The 18197-nt window shown below is 59.8% G+C and carries 21 protein-coding genes; 10 read left to right on the forward strand and 11 right to left on the reverse strand.

Annotation, left to right across the window (positions count from 1 at the left end):
- Positions 1 to 39 precede the first annotated feature (39 nt).
- From QRN60_RS10175 to QRN60_RS10185, 3 genes are all read left to right on the forward strand, one after another.
- A complete protein-coding gene (locus QRN60_RS10175; protein ID WP_060727401.1) occupies positions 40 to 852 on the forward strand; it encodes a glycosyltransferase family 25 protein in 813 nt (270 codons plus the stop codon).
- Positions 853 to 1123: 271 nt separating this feature from the next.
- On the forward strand, positions 1124 to 1606 hold the full coding sequence (locus QRN60_RS10180) for a DMT family transporter (protein WP_020009321.1): 483 nt from the start codon (positions 1124 to 1126) through the stop codon (positions 1604 to 1606).
- On the forward strand, positions 1603 to 2028 hold the full coding sequence (locus QRN60_RS10185; protein ID WP_004430812.1) for a DMT family transporter: 426 nt from the start codon (positions 1603 to 1605) through the stop codon (positions 2026 to 2028). Before QRN60_RS10180 ends, QRN60_RS10185 begins: the two co-directional genes overlap by 4 nt.
- Before the next feature lie 63 nt (positions 2029 to 2091).
- Here the strand turns inward: QRN60_RS10185 and QRN60_RS10190 are convergent, their stop codons facing one another.
- Positions 2092 to 3363: a DUF2778 domain-containing protein gene (locus tag QRN60_RS10190; RefSeq protein WP_004430811.1), complete on the reverse strand. Its 1272-nt coding sequence runs from the start codon at positions 3361 to 3363 to the stop codon at positions 2092 to 2094.
- 456 nt (positions 3364 to 3819) lie between these two features.
- Between QRN60_RS10190 and pncA the strand changes: the two genes are divergently transcribed.
- Entirely contained in the window at positions 3820 to 4446 is a 627-nt protein-coding gene (gene pncA, locus QRN60_RS10195; RefSeq protein WP_004430808.1) for a bifunctional nicotinamidase/pyrazinamidase, read from the forward strand.
- Between the two features lie 151 nt (positions 4447 to 4597).
- Here pncA and QRN60_RS10200 read toward each other — a convergent pair whose 3' ends face one another.
- Positions 4598 to 4834, reverse strand: a complete 237-nt coding sequence (locus QRN60_RS10200) for a DUF2164 domain-containing protein (RefSeq protein WP_004430806.1) — start codon at positions 4832 to 4834, stop codon at positions 4598 to 4600.
- Between the two features lie 179 nt (positions 4835 to 5013).
- Here QRN60_RS10200 and QRN60_RS10205 point away from each other — a divergent pair, with 179 nt between their 5' ends.
- Together QRN60_RS10205 and QRN60_RS10210 are read left to right on the forward strand one after the other, a co-directional pair.
- Complete coding sequence (locus tag QRN60_RS10205) at positions 5014 to 5733, forward strand: AzlC family ABC transporter permease (protein ID WP_129564897.1); 720 nt, start codon at positions 5014 to 5016, stop codon at positions 5731 to 5733.
- Positions 5730 to 6044 (forward strand): AzlD family protein, encoded by a 315-nt coding sequence (locus QRN60_RS10210; protein ID WP_004430802.1) that lies wholly within the window; start codon positions 5730 to 5732, stop codon positions 6042 to 6044. The genes QRN60_RS10205 and QRN60_RS10210 overlap by 4 nt, the downstream gene beginning before the upstream one ends.
- Here QRN60_RS10210 and QRN60_RS10215 read toward each other — a convergent pair.
- Positions 6041 to 7882 carry an aminopeptidase P family protein gene (locus tag QRN60_RS10215; RefSeq protein WP_129564898.1) on the reverse strand — a complete coding sequence of 614 codons (1842 nt, stop codon included), beginning with the start codon at positions 7880 to 7882 and terminating at the stop codon, positions 6041 to 6043. The two genes, QRN60_RS10210 and QRN60_RS10215, sit on opposite strands and share 4 nt — an antisense overlap.
- Positions 7883 to 8175: 293 nt before the next feature.
- Between QRN60_RS10215 and QRN60_RS10220 the strand changes: the two genes are divergently transcribed.
- Positions 8176 to 8349, forward strand: coding sequence for a hypothetical protein (locus QRN60_RS10220; RefSeq protein WP_003522343.1), 174 nt, complete (start codon positions 8176 to 8178; stop codon positions 8347 to 8349).
- Between the two features lie 149 nt (positions 8350 to 8498).
- Here QRN60_RS10220 and QRN60_RS10225 read toward each other — a convergent pair whose 3' ends face one another.
- The 3 genes from QRN60_RS10225 to QRN60_RS10235 all read right to left on the reverse strand — a co-directional run bounded on the left by QRN60_RS10225 (position 8499) and on the right by QRN60_RS10235 (position 10503).
- Positions 8499 to 9377 (reverse strand): 50S ribosomal protein L11 methyltransferase, encoded by an 879-nt coding sequence (locus QRN60_RS10225; protein WP_004430796.1) that lies wholly within the window; start codon positions 9375 to 9377, stop codon positions 8499 to 8501.
- 80 nt (positions 9378 to 9457) lie between these two features.
- Positions 9458 to 10066 (reverse strand): cytochrome oxidase assembly protein Sco, encoded by a 609-nt coding sequence (sco, locus tag QRN60_RS10230; protein WP_004430794.1) that lies wholly within the window; start codon positions 10064 to 10066, stop codon positions 9458 to 9460.
- A gap of 140 nt (positions 10067 to 10206) precedes the next feature.
- Positions 10207 to 10503 carry a hypothetical protein gene (locus tag QRN60_RS10235; RefSeq protein WP_223568009.1) on the reverse strand — a complete coding sequence of 99 codons (297 nt, stop codon included), beginning with the start codon at positions 10501 to 10503 and terminating at the stop codon, positions 10207 to 10209.
- Positions 10504 to 10590: 87 nt separating this feature from the next.
- On the opposite strand from QRN60_RS10235, the gene QRN60_RS10240 reads away from it, so the two are divergent.
- A complete protein-coding gene (locus QRN60_RS10240) occupies positions 10591 to 11058 on the forward strand; it encodes a chemotaxis protein CheW (protein WP_004430791.1) in 468 nt (155 codons plus the stop codon).
- 36 nt (positions 11059 to 11094) lie between these two features.
- Here QRN60_RS10240 and QRN60_RS10245 read toward each other — a convergent pair whose 3' ends face one another.
- Genes QRN60_RS10245 through gcvA form a run of 3 tightly spaced genes read right to left on the reverse strand, consistent with a single transcriptional unit; the run spans position 11095 to position 13187 of the window.
- The gene (locus QRN60_RS10245) at positions 11095 to 11586 is read right to left on the reverse strand and encodes a CreA family protein (RefSeq protein WP_035220532.1); all 492 of its coding nucleotides are present in this window, start codon (positions 11584 to 11586) and stop codon (positions 11095 to 11097) included.
- A gap of 46 nt (positions 11587 to 11632) precedes the next feature.
- On the reverse strand, positions 11633 to 12241 hold the full coding sequence (locus QRN60_RS10250; RefSeq protein ID WP_004430786.1) for a 3'-5' exonuclease: 609 nt from the start codon (positions 12239 to 12241) through the stop codon (positions 11633 to 11635).
- A 43-nt stretch (positions 12242 to 12284) separates the two neighbouring features.
- Entirely contained in the window at positions 12285 to 13187 is a 903-nt protein-coding gene (gene gcvA, locus QRN60_RS10255; protein WP_111781737.1) for a transcriptional regulator GcvA, read from the reverse strand.
- A gap of 197 nt (positions 13188 to 13384) precedes the next feature.
- Between gcvA and QRN60_RS10260 the strand changes: the two genes are divergently transcribed.
- A complete protein-coding gene (locus tag QRN60_RS10260; protein ID WP_060725254.1) occupies positions 13385 to 14314 on the forward strand; it encodes a DMT family transporter in 930 nt (309 codons plus the stop codon).
- Between the two features lie 180 nt (positions 14315 to 14494).
- Entirely contained in the window at positions 14495 to 15028 is a 534-nt protein-coding gene (locus QRN60_RS10265; protein WP_020809657.1) for a GNAT family N-acetyltransferase, read from the forward strand.
- Between the two features lie 6 nt (positions 15029 to 15034).
- Here QRN60_RS10265 and QRN60_RS10270 read toward each other — a convergent pair whose 3' ends face one another.
- Positions 15035 to 15928 (reverse strand): aminoglycoside phosphotransferase family protein, encoded by an 894-nt coding sequence (locus QRN60_RS10270; protein ID WP_087744565.1) that lies wholly within the window; start codon positions 15926 to 15928, stop codon positions 15035 to 15037.
- Positions 15929 to 15992: 64 nt separating this feature from the next.
- A complete protein-coding gene (ligA, locus tag QRN60_RS10275; RefSeq protein ID WP_129564899.1) occupies positions 15993 to 18167 on the reverse strand; it encodes an NAD-dependent DNA ligase LigA in 2175 nt (724 codons plus the stop codon).
- Between the last annotated feature and the right edge of the window lie 30 nt (positions 18168 to 18197).

An 18197-nucleotide genomic window follows, 5' to 3' on the forward strand; every position in this document is an offset into this window, starting at 1 on the left:
GAGTTGCAATGGGGATGTGAAAACCGGGTGAGGACTGCTTTGCATATATTACCGAAAAGCCAGCGCAAGCTTGCGGTTTTCCTGATCAACATGGACAGCGCCACCAAACGCCTCGCGGATATGAACGCCCGCCTTGACGCCATGGGGCTGAAGGCGGAGCGCGTCCCCGGCGTCAATGGCAGGGAACTGAATTACCCGATCCCGGAATTCAGCGAGATTTCCTACATGCTCATGCATGGCCGCCGCACCTCGCCGCCGGAAATCGGCTGTTATCTCAGCCATGTCGCCTGCGCCCAAAAATTCACGGAAGGCGACGCCGATATAGCACTCATCCTTGAGGATGACGTGGTCTTCGATGATGATTTTCTCAACGCCATCGATGAGGCGGTGCTGAACGGCGGCGACTGGGATCTGCTGAGGCTGACAACGGTCAGCAATGGCCGGAAATTTCCGTTCCGCCCGCTTTCCAATGGTCGTTCGCTCGCCATTGCAATCACGCGGGAAAAAGGGTCGGGAGCCTATCTCGTCAACCGCCGCGCCGGAAAATGGATATCGAAACTGATCCCCATGCGGCTCGCCTATGACATCGCATTCGATCTGGAATATCTCGCGGGCCTCAAGGCGGCGTTCATCTACCCGCTTTGCGCCACGCAAGATGCGGACGGAGAAAGCCAGATCCAGAACAATCTGCGCATCTACCGCCTCCCGCGCTGGCGTTATTTCACCGTACTGCCCTATCGCGCCTTTCTGGAAACCAGTCGTTTCCTGCTGCGCGGCATCCGCTTCGTCATGGCGAAGGCGAAGGTGGCTATGGGAGGCGGCAAGGGCAAGACCGCTCCAGCCAGTCATTGAATTATCTTTCTTACACTTCGCCGGGCGTGAATCCGACAAGATAGACGGCCGCGACCACGGCTGCGAGAAGGAAAATCGAAACGACGAAAATCGTCATCCGGTTCAATGGTTTGCGCGTCGTTTTCTTCATGCTGCAATAATGCGCGGCAGGGTGGCTTGTTCCGCAACGCACAGGATAATGTCGCGTGAAGCAGCAAAGCGGCGCAATTCGATTCCGCTTCAGGCACATATCGGCTAAAGCTCGGGTTCCTCTTCAGCTTTCCGGCCCGCCATGACAGACACGACGCATCCACGCCTCAACCCGCTGCATCTTGCCGCCGCCTTCGCCAGCGGTTGCCTTTTGACATTGATGGTGCATTTCAACGGTCAGCTTGCCCATTACGGCAATGCGCTGTTTTCCTCCTGGACAGCGCATGGAACCGGCACGGTGGCCGCCCTGATTTATCTCGCCATCATGCGCCCGAAGAAAGATCCAGCAGCACCGGCAAAACCGAAAGCGCCGCTCTGGGCCTATTGCGGCGGGGTGGTGGGTGCCGCCATCGTCATCCTCACCTCCACCGCCGTCAATTCGCCGCTGGCGCTTTCCGGCACCATTGCGCTCGGGCTTGGCGGACAGGTGATCTTCAGCCTCCTGGCTGATCTTTTCGGCCTCTTCGGCCTGCCCAGAAGGAAGCCGGACCTGCGGGACATGGCAGCGGTGGCGCTGATCCTGTGCGGCAGCGCGCTTATCATCCTTGTGGGGAGAACGGCATGATACTCTGGATCGCCATGGCCTTTACCGGCGGCGTCTTCGTGGCGCTGAGCCGCCAGATCAACGGCCGCCTCAGCCTGTCGAACTCGCCGCTCATCGCCTCCTTCTGGAACCATATCGTCGGTTTTGGTGTGCTGACCGTCATCGGCCTTATCGTCGGCGGCCTCATTCCGCCGGGCGCGGCCGATGCGCCATGGCTCGCCTTTATCGGCGGCCCGATCGGCGTCGTCTTCATCGCTTCGGGAAGCTGGCTCATACCGCGCATCGGTGCGGTCAATACCGCCCTTCTGGTCATCAGCGGCCAGATGGTTTCAGGCGTGGTTCTTGATCTTTTCAGCGATCATCCGCCGAAAATCTGGGCAAGCGCACTTGGGATTCTGCTGATCCTGGCCGGCATGGTGCTGACACAGCGGCGCGGTCGCTAAAGCATTTTCAGTAAAAATGCGCAGCGGTTTTACGTCCGGAAAATGCGTAGAACTTAAGAAAGCTCAGGAGTCGCTGCCGCGCGAGAACATGCCGATCAGGGTCTTGCCGCCGCTTTTACCGCCGCTGCTGGCAAGTGTCGGCCGGTTACCGTTCAGTTTCGGCACCACCACCATGCGCTTGACTTCGCCGCGTTTGAAGGCCGCAAGGAAGCGCGAATAATCGCGGAACACCACGCAGCCGTTCGATTCACCGCGTTTTGCCAGCATGTAGGTGTGCGCCAGAAGACCGTCGCGGCCGTGCGGGTTGACGCCGCTTTCCGGCGTCAGACGAATGGCTTCGACTCCGTGGAACCGCGCCTCGCGCATCGTCAGACGATAGCTGGAGGGCGGCGTCGAACCGCGCATTCTCACATGCACATAATCGGGGTTGTCGCGCATCTTGCCGATGCCGGAATGCGCCTCCAGCTTCTCGCCGTTCGGCATATGCACGACACCGGAGGAAATATCATAGATCGCCGTTCCGTTGCCGCGATCCGGCCACGGAACCGCATCCATCTTGCTCGGCTCGCGTATCGGATTATCAGGCTTTGCAAAGGCGAGCATGGCGCCGGTGCTCTGCTTGGGCGGCGCAGGTGCGCGCAGGGGAACCGGCGCATCAAAAGCAGGCGCCGAAGCAACCTCGGCCCTGGACGGTGTGGCAGGACGCGGTGACGGCTCGACCGCCTGAGCCGTCGCGACTTCAGGCCGGAAACTCGGCAGCGGCACATCATCGGGCAGCAGGCTGCTTGCTTCTTCCTCGATCTGCGGCCGCGCCAGTGCCACTTCAAATGCCGGATGCTGCGGAACGGCGCTCTGATAGGCGACCTCGGAGGTGCGTCCAAGCGCCGAATCGACGATTGCCGAAGGCTTGAGCGCGGCGAGTTCCTTAACGGTCGCCTGCCCTTTCGCGTTCGCTGCCGCGCCGAAGCGCTCGCCGAATTCCTTCGCACCAATCTCGGGCATGATGCCGGCAAGGCGAACAGCCTTCTGCTGGCCGTGGCTATGGTCGCTCAAACGGGAAAACTTGCGGATGTGAATATCTCGCGCGGCCGTGCGAACAATCGCCGTCTCAGCCGAATCGAGCCTCGTCACCAGGGTCTTTTCAAACTGTCCGACACCATGCGAGGCAGCGGCCATGCTATGCAGCGAGGCAAAGGCTGCGACTGCGAAAAGGCTGGCAAAAACGCCGCCGCCGAGAAGCGCGGACATCCGTCCGAGCGAAGAGGATTTGCCTCTCTTGGCGGAAGACGAACCGGTAAAGCCGGCACCATTATAGGCCGCAGCAGAAAACGCCATGATACTCGTTACTCGAACCGTTCACGCATACCCGGCCGACGCCGGAGGGATTTTGGGACATCCGAAGAGCGGGCAGACACCACGCCGGTTTCGGAATTGACTGGCTCGAAGCATGACGAATTATGGTAACCAAAGTGTTTACGAGTCCCTGCAAAAATATTTCGTTAAGGTCTGCGCATTGTAAGGTGAAGGCAAAACAATGACTTGCGCGGGTACTGCGTGCATCCGCACTGCATCGTCCCGGGAAATACCCCTTAAAGGAGCGTCATCGGCCTAAAAATTTCCGTCGCCGCATTGTCAGGTAAATTCCGACTTGGCCGGAAATTTGCTGCAAATGCGGCAGGACTGCGACAGGGCAAGTCCCTGCCGGAAACACCCATGCTTACCGGAGAAATCGAAAGGGGCTTGATCCGCCAAAGCCGGCTTGGCATCCTGCCCTCAAAAGGGAGGCACATCATGAAGGCGCTGCTGCTCATCGATATCCAGAACGGGTTTTGCCCGGGCGGCAATCTGGCCGTTGCCGATGGCGACAGGGTCGTGCCCATCGCCAATGCCCTGATCGACAATGGCGGCTACGATCTCATCGTCGCCTCGCAGGACTGGCACCCGGAAAATCATGGCAGCTTCGCCTCGCAGCATCCCGGCAAGAAACCTTTCGACATGGGCGAACTCTCCGGCAAACCGCAGATGATGTGGCCGGACCATTGCGTGCAGGGTACACCGGATGCGGAATTCCACCCTGATCTCAAGACGGAAACCTTCGATTACATCCAGCAGAAGGGCGAAAACCCCGCCGTCGACAGCTATTCCGCCTTTCGCGACAATGATCAGGGCGCGACGACGGGACTGGCCGACTATCTGAACCGCCAGGGTATCACGCAACTTGACGTCTGCGGCCTCGCCACCGATTACTGCGTCAGCTTTTCGGTGCTCGATGCCCTCGACATGCTGCCTGATGTGCAGGTGCGTTTCATCGAGGATGCCAGCCGCGGCATCGATCCGCAGGGCATCAAGGCCGCGATTACCACCATGCGGGAAAAGGGCGCAATCGTTCTCAAAAGCCGCGACATTCTGCGGGACTGAAGAACACTGGGCTTACCACTCTCCTCATCCCTGTGCCCGTCACAGGAATCCAGCCGACGCGCGTCTGCGCGGCGAGAGAGTCTTTCCAGCCCAAGGACTTGGGCTGGCTGGATCCCTGTGACGAGCACAGGGATGAGGAAGGAGAGTGCCGTTACCGCGGCTTCGGTTTCTCCAGAACGTCGATATCGCCTGCTGCATCCTCAAGGCGTCTCAGGATCGCGGCATGCGCATCCCTGAGCCCCTCATTATAAAAAACATGCCCCAGCTCCTCTGCCAGAAAGTCGACGAAGATCTCCGCCTGCAGATGGCCGATCTCGGTTTCGGTCTCACGGGCAAGATAATCCCTGATACGTGCGGCCAGCGCGGCCTTTTCCTGCTTTTCCAGCATCGATCTTCCATCGTCTGACTGTTGAGGTGCACGAGAAGACGGCGGTGAAGCCGGCCCGGCACCGGCCATATGGGGCGATACCGTAACGGAAGCTTCAAGTTAATCAATCGATCCATTCATGCAATTCGTTTGCCAGCCGGACGGGACGGCGATAGAGCGGCGGCAAGGAGTTTCCAGACATGTTCAATGCAGATTTTCGCGAGGGATTGAAGAGCGGTTTCCCGATCGCCCTCTCCGCCGCCCCCTTCGGTGCGCTGTTCGGCGCCGTCGCAGTCGATAACGGGCTGAGCGTCACCGAAGCCACGATCATGAGCGGCACCGTCTATGCGGGTGCAAGCCAGCTCGTTGGTATCGAACTGTTCGGCCAGAAGGTTGCCCCCTGGCTGATCGTTCTTTCCGTCTTCGCCGTCAATTTTCGCCATATCCTCTATTCGGCCGCCATTGCCCGGATGATCTCGAACTGGTCATTCCTGCAAAAAGCCGCTGGTTTCTTCGTGCTGGTTGATCCGCAATTCGCCGAGTCGGTCAGGAAATACGAAAATACCGGCACGGTCGGCTTTTCCTGGTACATGGGCTTTGCCGCGCCCGTTTATGTGCTGTGGCTGGCCATGACCATTCTCGGCGCATCGCTCGGCAATATGGTCGGCGATCCGAAAGCAATTGGCCTCGATGTGCTGCTGCCGATCTATTTCATGGGCATGGTGCTAAGCTTCCGCCAGCGGGAGAATTTCTACCCTGTCATGCTGGCAAGCGCGGTTGGCGCAACGGTTGCCTATCACATCGTCGGCTCCCCGTGGCATGTGAGCCTCGGCGCGGTCGCCGGAATTCTCGTTGCGGTCCTTTATCCGCCAAAACCGAACGGCACGTCGAATTCTGAAAACGGGGTGGAAACGCCATGAGCGACATGCTGCACGCCGATACGCTGATCCTGATCGCGCTCGCCGCCATCGCCACCTACCTCACCCGCATCGGCGGCTATGTTCTGATGACGCGGATGAAATCCATCCCGCCACGCATGGAGGCGGGGCTGAACGCCGTTCCCGTGGCGGTTTTGACCACGCTCGTCGCACCCGCCTTTTTTGAAGGCGGATACGAGGTCAAGATCGGCATGGTGGCCGCCCTGCTGGTCTGCCTGCGGTTTCCCGGCCTCACGATGCTGGCCGTCGGCTGGGCCATCGTCATCGCCATCAGGCATTTCGGGCTGCTTTAAGCGACCCGCTCCAATGGCTTCGTTGCGGCAACGAGCCACGCCTTAACCTCCTCGTCGGTGATCAAGGGAGAAAGCTTCTCCAGAACCCCGGCGTGATAGGTGTTCAACCAGTCGAGTTCTTCGTCGGTCAGGAGAGCGGTGACCACCAGCCTGCGGTCGATAGGGCACCATGTCAGCGTCTCGAAGGAGAACATCGGCTGGTCGCCGCCGGAGACCTCTTCCGCCTCGCGCACATAGATGAGGTTCTCGATGCGGATGCCAAAAGCGCCGGGCCGGTAATAGCCCGGCTCGTTCGACAGGATCATGCCGGACAGCAGTTCCTGCGTCGAAAGCCTGGAGATACGCTGCGGCCCCTCATGCACCGAAAGATAGGAGCCGACGCCGTGGCCGGTGCCATGGGCGTAATCCGCTCCCGCCTTCCAGAGCGCGATGCGCGCCAGCGGATCGAGATCGCAACCGCGCGTTCCCTTGGGAAACCGTGCGGTACTGATGCCGATCATGCCTTTCAGCACCAGTGTGAAGAAACGCTTCTGCTCTTCCGGAACGGCGCCGATCGCAATCGTGCGGGTGATGTCAGTGGTGCCGTTGACATATTGCGCACCGGAATCGACGAGGAACATCTCCCCATCCGCAAGTGTGCGGTCCGTATCTGTCGTGACGCGGTAATGGATGATGGCGGCATGTTCGCCGGCACCTGAAATCGTGTCGAAAGATACGTCCTTGAGCGGGTTTTGCAGCCCCTGCCCCACCTTGACCCGAGCGGCCTCGAGCGCCCTGACGGCGGCAATTTCGGTGACGCTGCCGGGCTGCTGGCGGTCCAGCCAGCAGAGATATTCGACCATGGCCGCCCCATCCTGCACATGAGCGGCTGCCGAGCCGGCCAGCTCCGCCTTGTTCTTGCGCGCGCGCGGCAAGCGGACAGGATCAGCCTCCTCGATCAGGGTGCCGCCCGCCGCGGTAATCGCGCCGGTCAGCGCCACCGGCGTCAGATCGGCATCCACCATGACGCGACCTTTAGCGCTGGCAATGGCGTGCAGGCGGTCGGCGATCTTCGACGGCGGCAATTGTGTCGCGAGCTGCGCCAGATAAGCCTCGACCTCAATGCCGGTCTTGCGCTTGTCGAGAAAAATATCCGCCCTGCCATCCGCATAGATGATGGCGCGCGCGAGCGGATGCGGCGTATGCGGCACGTCGTTGCCGCGAACGTTGAAAATCCAGGCAATGGACGACGGATCGGTAACCAGCAGGGCATCTGCGCCCTTTGCCGAGACCGTTTCCGCCAGCGAGGCGATCTTTTCCTTCGCCAGCTTGCCGGTAAAGGCCTCGGGCTGGATAACGACGGGCTCCAGCGGCTCGGATGGACGGTCCTGCCACAGGGCATCAAGCGGGTTCTTTTCCAGGAGAACGACCGAACCGCCTTTGCCGGCAAGCACCTTTTCCAGCCGCTTCAACTCCGCGCCGGTGTGCAGCCACGGATCGATGCCGAGCCGGAAACCCTGTGGGGCATGTTCGGCAAGCCAGACGGAGGGCGGCGCGCCAACCAGATCGCCGCCGCTGAAGACCGATTGATCGACCTGCGACTTCAGCTGCGTCGTATAACGGCCATCGACAAAAACCACTGCCTGCGTGCGTGTCACCAGCGCAATGCCGGCGGAACCGGTAAAGCCGGTCAGCCATGAGAGGCGCTCGGCGCACTCAGGCACATATTCTCCCTGATATTCATCGGCGCGCGGCACCAGAAAACCGTCGATGCCGAGGGCGTCGAAACCGGCGCGCAGTGCCTCGACACGGGCCTTGCCGAATTGCGGCGCGGATTTGTTTTCGAAGGTCTGGAACATGAGCGTCTTTCGGGAACTGTCATGAGAAAAACTGGACGGTCGCGCCATCAAATCATTGGCGCGCAACGACAATGCCATGCGGACAAAGCCGGTTTCAAGCCATATATGACAGATGGGATTGCGACGATAAATTGTGCATGTTTCGCGAAATAAGTAATACTCAAGGCAATATGTCATGCGAAAAACGCATATCTACCCTGAGATATCCCCTCTAACCAAACAAAAACACATCGCTTATCTTCAGGGCAACACAGCGAGAGAGACACTCTCATGGCAAACAAGGATTTGAAGCAATGGCAAAATCTTTCCTCCGCACCGCCTTCGATCGCGTCGTTGAAGCACGCGAGCGTCAGGTCAGCCGCCACGTCAACGCCGCCCTTCTGAACCTCGACGACAAGTCGCTGGAAGCGCTCGGCATGAACCGCGCCGATCTGCGTCGCAAGGCAAAGTCCAGCTACGTATTCTGATAGTGTCCGGTGCGGAGATCCTCCCTCCGCCGCGCCGAACAGGAATACGTCGACCCGCTTGAGCAAACTCCTCCCATCTGCTCGCGGGTTTCCAGGCGGCGCGAAAGCGCCGCCTTTTCTTTTACCCCGAAAGGGATGCTGGGGAAGCTTCAGTCCTTGCGCAGGTGCAGCGTCACCCAGCCATTACGCCAGATCGTGCGGACATGGGAAAGTCGGGCGCCATTATAGGCGGAAAGCACTTTCCAGCGCTGCGACGCCAGAATGCCGGACAGGATGACGGTGCCGCCGGGCGCCAGATGCGTGACGAGCTGCGGCGCCATCTTGATGAGCGGCCGCGCCAGAATATTGGCAATGATGAGATCGAACGGGCCATGCTTGCGGAAAGCGTCCGAGTGGAAACCCGGCGCGGTCTCCAGCGCAAGCCCGGAGACGATACCGTTCAGCCGCACATTCTCCTTCGCCACCTTCACGGCGATGGGATCGATGTCTGTCGCAAGCACGGGAATAGGACGCATCTTGCGTACAGCAATCGCCAGAACGCCGCTGCCGGTACCGAGATCCAGCGCATTGCGCACCGTCCTCGCCCGCAGAACTTCCTCGATCATCTCAAGGCAACCTGCCGTCGTGCCATGATGGCCCGTGCCGAAAGCCTGCCCCGCCTCGATTTCGATTGCCAGATCGTTCGCCTGCACCTTATCGCGATCATGGGCGCCATACACGATGAAGCGCCCTGCCCTGACCGGCTTCAGCCCCTCGAGCGACTTGGCGATCCAGTCAACGTCAGGAACGGTCTCCTTCTCGATGACGAGACCGGGAAAGGCAGGAGCAAGCAGCGCGCTGACCCGCTCGCGGAACTCTTCTTCCTGTTCAGCCATCAGATAGACCGAGGCTTCCCAGATATCGCGCTTTTCATCCACCTCGGTGGTGGCAATCGCGACATCCTCCTCGCCGAAATAGTCCGACATGAGATCGAGGATTTCACCCGCCTGGATTTCGGTCGTGGTGACGTAAAGTCGGATTTCGCTCACGGCGGGCTGCTTTCTCTGGCTAATAGTTCTGTGTCTGCCTTTGCCACAAAACCGCAGTCAGTCCAATAAGCCGCGCGTAATTAAACCTTCGTACCCTTCAGAAGATTCTGAAGTTTCTGCTCGGCGACATCGGGATTCTCACCATAGGCAATCGTCCCCGCAAAGCGGCCATTGGCATCGAGCAGGATGACGGACGCCGTGTGATCCATGGTGTAATCGCCATTCGGATCCTTCTCGTCCACCGGCACCTTCTTGGCATAGATGCGGTAGCCCTTCAGCGTCTCGGCAATCTTGTCGGCCGGGCCGGTGATGCCGGTGATCCGCTTCGAGACGTTGGAGACATATTGCTGCATGATCTCAGGCGTATCGCGCTCGGGATCGACGGAGACGAAATAGGCCTGAAGCTTGTCGCCGGCCGGGTCCACCTTCTCCATCCAGCCGTTCAGCTCGAACAGGGTTGTGGGGCAGACCTCCGGGCAATGGGTGAAACCAAAGAACAGCGCAGTAGGCTTGCCCTGAAAGGCTTTTTCGGTAATCGGCTGGCCGGTTTGCGCCGTCAGTTCGAACGGCACGCCATAGGCCGTCTCCACCATCTGCTCCCGGGTTTTCGTCATTTCGATCGTCAACCAGCTGACGACACCGGCGAGAACGAGCACGACGGCCCACAATACGATGCGAATATTTCTCATTTTCCAATCCTACCCCGAAAGCCGGCGGCATATCGCAGGCTCTGGCAGACAGATAACGAAAGGAGGTGGCGACGGCAAATCAACTGGGCGTATTTGAGCCGACCGCGCTGATTTGTCACAAATCCGCAGCCGAAAAAACGTCAGAGGCACCAGGCGATGCCGCTCTGCACCGTAGACAGGAAAATATCCGTGCCGTGCCGCACCCAGCCGTCAAAGGCAAGAAGCACGATGGCAAGCGAGGCCACAGCCGCAAGACTTGCCAGAATAAACTTCAGCGGATGGGAAACGAGCGCGTTCATATGCCTATCATAACCTGTTTGCGTGAGCGCGAAAACCGCCAAAATACTGGGTTTTGCCGGCAGGCGCGGGGCAATTGTTAGGGAAAGTTTAAAATCTTGCTGTGCATTATGACCATAGCGGTTTTTAAGCCTCGACATGATGTCTCCCGGTCCATTCTCCGGCCACCGCATAAAGCTCAATCCTGCGCGGGCCTGTTAGAGAGCCATCAGAGGAAACCTGCCGTCATGTCCAACGCCATCAAGCAATCCGGCGCATATCTCGAAATCGTTTCCTTCCATCTGAGCGATCAGGAATTCTGCATCGACATCATGGCGATCCGCGAAATCCGCGGCTGGGCGCCGGTTACCCCGATGCCGCACACCCCGCCCTATGTTCTCGGCCTCATCAACCTGCGCGGCGCCGTCATTCCCGTCATCGACATGGCCGGCCGCCTTGGCATGAAAATGACCGAGCCCTCCGAACGCTCCGCCATCATCGTCACCGATATCGGCGGCAAGCTGGTCGGCCTTCTGGTGGAGCAGGTCTCCGACATGATGACCATCCGCTCCGAAGACCTGCAGCCCGCGCCCGACATCATTCCGGAAGAGCAGCGCAGCTTCTGCCGCGGCATCGTCGCGCTGGAAAAGAGCATGGTCTGCTTCCTCAACCTCGACACGGTCATTGCCGACGAGCTGGCGCGCGAAGCAGCCTGATCCAGGCATCTATAACGCAATTGCGGGGGGCGAGCCTTACGGCTTGCCCTTTTGCCATGTGACCTGCTGGTTATAGAGCGGCACCGTGGAAATCGCCATCTTGGCCGAACCGTCAGTCAGCTCCCGTGCATGCACCAGATAGATAAGCGTGTCATTGGCCTTGTCATAGACGCGGCTGACGACCAGCTTCTTCCAGACCAGCGACATGCCCTGCCGGAATACTTCTTCCCCGCCCTTCGAGAGATCGATATCGCCGATCTCCACCGGCCCCGTCTGGCTGCAGGAAATGGCGTTGTTGGATGGGTCTTCAAACCAGTTGCCGTTCTTCAGCCGGTCGATGACGCCGCGCTCGAAATAGGTGACGTGGCAGGTCACGCCCTTGATCTTCGGATCGGCAATCGCCTCGATGACGATGTCGTTGCCGATCCAGTCGACGCCAACCTCACCCACGACCTGCGAATGCGCGGCAGTGACCGGAAGCAATGCCAGAAAGCCCGCAAACAAACCCGACAGAGTTTTCATCGTCATCGCATCTTCTCCGTTACGCTGCTTCAAACATAAGTGCGCGGAACGGTTACGCAACCCGGGAGACGGCGCGTTTTTTCATGCTGCAGGGCTGGTAACCGGTGGAGGTGAGACGGCCTGCGACCATGCCGATCTTCTCCGGCAAGTCGCGAACATGGGTGACGCGCAGCGCCTTGGCCGCCGCAATCGACGCTGCCGCGCAGACAACGGCATCTTCGGCGGCATTATGGTGCACGAAACGCAGCTGGAGGTGATGGGCAATGACATTCAGCTTATGCGATTCCAGCTGCGGCCAGACGTGCCGGGCGATCTTGACGCTGCACAGATAAGAAAGATCCGGATAGGACTGCCGGTACTTGTCGAACGACGCCCGCATGACGCTGAAATCGAAGGCGGCATTATGGGCGATCATCGTCGCACCGTGGAAGTCGTCGATGAACTCCTCCATCACCTCAGGGAATTCCGGCGCGTCCTCGACATCGGCAGGGCGAATCCCGTGTACGGCGATGTTGAAGGGCGAAAATCGCATGTCCTTCGGCCGGATGAGACGCTCCTCGACGCGAACGATCTCGCCGCCCTCTATCCACGCAAGTCCGACGGAGCAGGCGCTGCCCCGCTCCTCATTGGCGGTCTCGAAATCGATGGCGATGGTTTTCAAGAGTGATTCCCGTTGTTTCATTCCGGCATAAACCGGATTGGCCTCAAAGAGAACCGGCCTCGGCTGAACGCGCCTCCGAAAGCATCCAGTCGATGAGCGTCACCAGATCGGGATTATCGAGCATACGCCTGGGATAAACGAGGAAATAGGCAAGCGTGCTGGCCATGTCCTTGCCGAAGGGGGCGATCAATGCGCCTTCCGCAAGCTCGCGGGAAACAAGCGAACGCCGGGTCAGCGCAATGCCGTGCCCGGCCTTGGCCGCATCCAGCGCGCCGTTGCTGTCGATGAAGACGGTGCCGCCGGTGGCATCGACATCAGATGCCCCCGCCGCCTCCAGCCAGCGCCGCCATTCATTGCGGTTTTCATCATGCAGCAGGGGAACGGACTTCAGATCACCCGCCTCCTGAAGCGGCCCGTATTTTTCAAGAAGCTGCGGCGAGCAGACCGGCAGCGTGCTGTCATCGATGAAGCGGATACTCTCAAGCCCTTCATACCGGCCAAAACCATGCCGCACCGCCAGATCGACGTCGTCCCTTGAAAAATCCACCAACCGGTTCGTCACGCTGATGCGGACATCCACATGCGGGTGTCGCTGCTGGAAGGCCGGCAATCGCGGCATCAGCCATTGCACGGCGAAAGTCGGGGTGCAGCTGAGCGTCAGAACGGTGATCTCAGATCGCGCCGTCAGTTCCGCCGTCGCCTCGCGCATCATCCGGAAGGCAGTGCGAAGCGCGCCGTAATAACGTTCCCCTTCACGCGTCAGCTGGATGCTGCGCGGTTTGCGGGAAAAAAGCTGCACACCAAGCCGCGCCTCCAGCTCCCGGATTTGCAGGCTAACCGCGCCGGGTGTGACATTCAGCTCATTGGAGGCAAGCGTGACGCTGCGATACCGCGCTGCGGCCTCGAAGGCCTGCAGTCCTTTCAGAGAAGGAAGTTCGGCTGCCATGATTTAGCTCACCTCAATTATCGCACGAGAAACAATCGTTTGAAAACACCATAAAACAGGGAGTAAATAGACGCAACAAGACCTGAAATGCAGTGAAAGCCATCCAACTTCGATTTGAGCTAAACTCAACCGATATCGGGTGGATGGCGGCGGTCCCGTCTGCGATCATGTCGGTGCTCATGCTTTGGGAGATGATGATGGCGATACAGAAACAGATGGATGCCCGCGAATGGGCGATGCTTGTCGCGCTTTCGCTCCTGTGGGGCGGATCGTTCTTTTTCATCGGTGTCGCGGTCAAGGAATTGCCGCCGGTCACCATCGTTACGCTGCGGGTCACCCTTGCCGCCACAGCGCTTCTAATCGTCTGCCGCATCATGGGCCTTCGCCTGCCGCGCGAAGGGGCGGTGTGGCGTGCGTTTTTCGGCATGGGCCTGCTGAATAACATCATTCCCTTCTGCCTGATTGTCTGGGGCCAGACCCATATTGCCAGCGGGCTTGCCTCGATCCTCAATGCCACGACGCCCCTCTTCACCGTCATCGTCGCGCACTTTCTGACCGCCGACGAGAAGATGACCGGCAACAAGCTCACTGGCGTGCTGATCGGCTTTGCCGGCGTGGCTACCATGATCGGCCCGGCCGCCTTTACCGGCTCATCTGGTCTCTGGGGCCAGATCGCCATTCTTGGCGCCGCCGTCTCCTATGCCTTTGCCGGCATTTTCGGCCGCCGCTTCAAGGCCATGGGCGTGCCGCCGCTGATGACCGCCACCGGCCAGATTTCCTCTTCAACACTGATGCTGATCCCGGCCGCCCTTCTCATCGATAAGCCTTGGACACTCGCCATGCCGAGCCTTGGCACCTGGGGCGCGCTGATCGGCATCGCCCTGCTGTCGACGGCGCTCGCCTATCTCATCTTCTTCCGTATTCTTGCCAGCGCCGGCGCCACCAACCTTGCCCTCGTCACTTTCCTCATCCCGGTCAGCGCCATCCTGCTCGGTTCGCTGCTGCTCGGCGAGCAACTGGAAATGAAGCACTTCGCCGGCATGGCAATGATCGCCGCCGGTCTTGCAGCGATTGACGGCAGGTTGCCGGCAAAACTCAGAAGCCTGCTGCGCAACGCCCCGGCTTGACAGAGCTACACGGCAAAAGCATTCTGCGCGCATGATCGCGAAACAGAACACCACCCGTCGCCATACCATCACCGGCCACCCGGCAGGGAAAGGTATGTCGTCGCGTTAAGCGATCCATTTCCACCCTGCCATTAGAGCAGGGTTCGCAAGCCTGCTCCCATACGCCCCAAGGAGACAGGCATGCAGAACGTGAAATTTGCCGATAATGAAGATGATCAGTTCCAGTTACGCGACATCCTCCTGCGCGCACCGCGCCTGGATGATGCCGAAGCCCTGACCGAACTGTTCAACCTGCCGGGCGTCCGTCACGGCACGCTACGGCAACCTTTCCAGTCTGTGGAAAAGACCAGAAAGGCAATGGAGAACCGCGGTCCGAACGACATTTCGATCATAGGCGAATGGCGCGGAAAGATCGTCGCCAATGGCGGGTTGTTTCGCAGGGCAGGACGACAGGCCCATATCGCCGACCTGGCGATCAGCGTTCACGACGATCTCGCGGGAAAAGGGGTGGGGTCGCACCTTCTTGGGGCGCTGATCGACACAGCGGATAACTGGCACGATATCCGCCGCATCGAGCTCAACGTCTTCACGGACAATCTCCCGGCAATCCGGCTCTACGAGAAATTCGGTTTCGAGCGCGAGGGCACCCTGCGCAACGATGCCTATCGTGATGGAAAATACGTCGATGCCCATGTGATGGCACGACTTCGATAGGCGCTTTCAGCGTAGAAGGTGATCCGCAAACACTTCCCGAATGGTCCGCCGCGACCATTCGGCCATTCTTTCGTTCCGCCCGCGCTCGGCATCCAGCACGATCAACGCCTTCCACAGCGCCCAGCCGCGCCCGCGCTGCCATGTGGTATCATCAAGCTCCAGCGCCTGACGAAAAACGGCACGGCTTTCGGCATTGAGCACATTCCAGGCGAGAATGAGATCGGAAGATGGATCGCCGACGCCGGAACTGCCAAAATCGATGACGGCTGAAAGGCGGCCGTTCTGCACCAGCAGATTGCCCTCGGCAATGTCGCCATGCACCCAGACACCCTGCCCCTGCCAGCGGCTGGAAAGCGCCAGCTGCCAGATCTCCATGGCCAGCGCATGATCCACCTCATCGGCAAGGCGTGCTGCCGAGGCCCGCGCCTCCCCGTCATAGACCGAGAGGGACCCGCCGCGATGAAAGTTATGCGCGCCCGCGCGTGGGCCATCCGAAGCATCCACGCCGTGCAATGTTTTCAAAAACGCGGCAATATCAATAGCGACAGTCGAAAGATCGACGCGCTCCAGATGCCGTGCGAGAGGTTCGCCCTCAAGCCAGCGATAGACGGACCAGCAGAACGGATAGCCTTCTCCCGGCTGCCCCAGCGCCAATGGTGCAGGGATCGGAAAAGGCAGGAGCGGTGTAAGCGCCGGCAGCCACCGGTGCTCCTTTTCCACCTGCGCAACATACCGGGCGGCACTTGGCATGCGGATCAGCATGTCGCCACCAAGGCGAAAGCTGCGATTGTCCCAGCCGCTCAGTTCCACCGGCCGGACCTCGAGATCAGCCCATTGCGGAAACTGGCTGGTGACCAGCGCCCGGACCTGCTGTGGGGTGACGACAATACGGTCATCCATACTGTGCTCTCCGTCTCAGGCGCAAAGCTTTAGCGGCAAAGGACAACATCGCCATGACGGCGCATCAGCCGCCGATCAGCGCCAGCCACTCGTCCTCGTCCATGGTCTGCACGCCCAGTTCAGCCGCCTTGGCAAGCTTGGAACCGGCCCCCGGCCCTGCCACCAGAATATCGGTCTTTTTCGAGACGGAACCGACCACCTTGGCGCCGAGGCTTTCGGCCCGGGCCTTAGCCTCATCGCGGGTGAACTTTTCCAGCGAGCCCGTAAACACGACCGTCTTGCCTGCCACCGGGCTGCCTTCCGTCGAGGGCTTCTCGGCCTCCTTCGGGCGAAGCTCCCGTATCAGCCGGTCGATGACATCCAGATTGCGTGGTTCCTTGTAGAACTCGATGATCGCGCGGGCCACCACCTCGCCAATGCCGTCGATGCTGTTGAGTTCGGCCCAGGCATCGCTCGCCGGATCGGCCGCCGCCTTCATGCTCTCTTCGAAATGTTCGTAAGTGCCATAGGATCGCGCCAGAAGCTTCGCCGTGGTCTCGCCCACATGACGAATACCGAGCGCGAAGATCAGCCGGTGCAGATCGATCTCGCGGCGGGCGTCGATGGCATCGAACAGCTTCCTGACGCTGACCTTGCCGAAGCCGTCGATATTCTCGAGCTTGGTGAGGTGAGAGCCTTCCTGCCGCGCCTTCAGCGTGAAAATATCAGGCGCGGTCTTGATCGAGAGCGCCGGATCGTCGCTTTCGAAGAAGAAGTCTATCTGCTTGGTGCCGAGCCCTTCGATATCGAAGGCATTGCGCGAGACGAAATGTTTCAGGTGCTCCACCGCCTGCGCCCGGCACACAAAACCGCCGGTGCAACGTGTGACCGAGTCGAGCTTGCCGGTCTTTTCATTGCGCTCCCGCACCGCATGGCTGCCGCAGACCGGACATTTCTCCGGGAATGCATATTTCGCCGCCTCGGCCGGGCGCTTTTCCAACAGTACATCCAGAACCTGCGGAATGACATCACCGGCGCGCTGCACAATGACCGTGTCGCCAATGCGGATATCGTGATCCTCCGGGCGGATGCGCTCGCCGCTATTGCCGATACCTTCGATATAATCGGCATTATGCAGCGTCGCATTGGTGACAACGACACCGCCGACGGTGATCGGGGTGAGACGCGCGACCGGCGTCAAGGCGCCGGTACGTCCCACCTGAATTTCAATGTTCTCAACCGTGGTGAAGGCCTGTTCGGCCGGAAACTTGTGCGCGGTCGCCCAGCGCGGGCTGCGCGAGCGGAAGCCCAGTCTCTCCTGAAGGTCGAGCCGGTCGACCTTATAGACCACACCGTCGATATCATAATCGAGATCAGGCCGCGCAACGCCGATTTCATTATAATGTTCAAGCAATTGCTGGGCGGAGGTGAATCGCTTCATCAGCGGATTGACCGGGAAGCCCCATTCCCTGAACTTCTCGACGATGCCGTATTGCGTATCGGCAATCCGCGTCGGCTGGCCGCCATTCGAAACCTCACCCAGGGCATAGGCAAAGAACCTGAGTTTGCGTTTCGCTGTCACATTGGCGTCGAGCTGGCGCAGCGAACCGGATGCCGTGTTGCGCGGGTTCACATAGGTCTGCTTGCCTTCGGCCTCCATCTGGGCGTTGAGCGCCATGAAGTCGCTCTTCGCCATATAGACCTCACCACGAACCTCCACCACATCGGGCGCGTCCGAAGGCAGCTCGTTCGGGATTTCCTTGATGGTCCTGATATTGGCGGTGACGTTTTCGCCCGCCGTGCCGTCACCACGCGTCGCCGCGGTCTTCAGCCTGCGGTTCTCGTAGCGGATCGACATGGAAAGCCCGTCGATCTTCGGCTCGGCGGTAAAGGCGATGGAATCATCAGGCAGATGCCCGAGGAAGCGATAGACAGAACTCACGAAATCCCGCAGATCCTCTTCCGAAAACGTATTGTCGAGCGACAGCATCGGCCGCGCATGCACGATTGGCGCAAAGGTCGGAAGCGGCGCGAAGCCGACTTTCTTCGATGGGCTATCGGCCCGCACCAGCGCTGGAAAAGCCGTCTCGATGGCATCGTTGCGCCGCTTCAGCGCATCATAATCGGCGTCCGAAATCTCCGGCGCGTCCTTGCCGTGATAAAGGGCGTCATGGCGAGCAAGCTCGGCCGCCAGAAATGCGAGCTCGGAAGAGGCTTCAAGCTCGGTGAGGTTTTCGACGGATTTCTGGTCTTTCGACATGACGGCCTCTTTTCGGAATTACCGAACGCT

The sequence above is a fragment of the Agrobacterium sp. CFBP2214 genome (assembly GCF_030209895.1).
GTDB lineage: Bacteria > Pseudomonadota > Alphaproteobacteria > Rhizobiales > Rhizobiaceae > Agrobacterium > Agrobacterium radiobacter.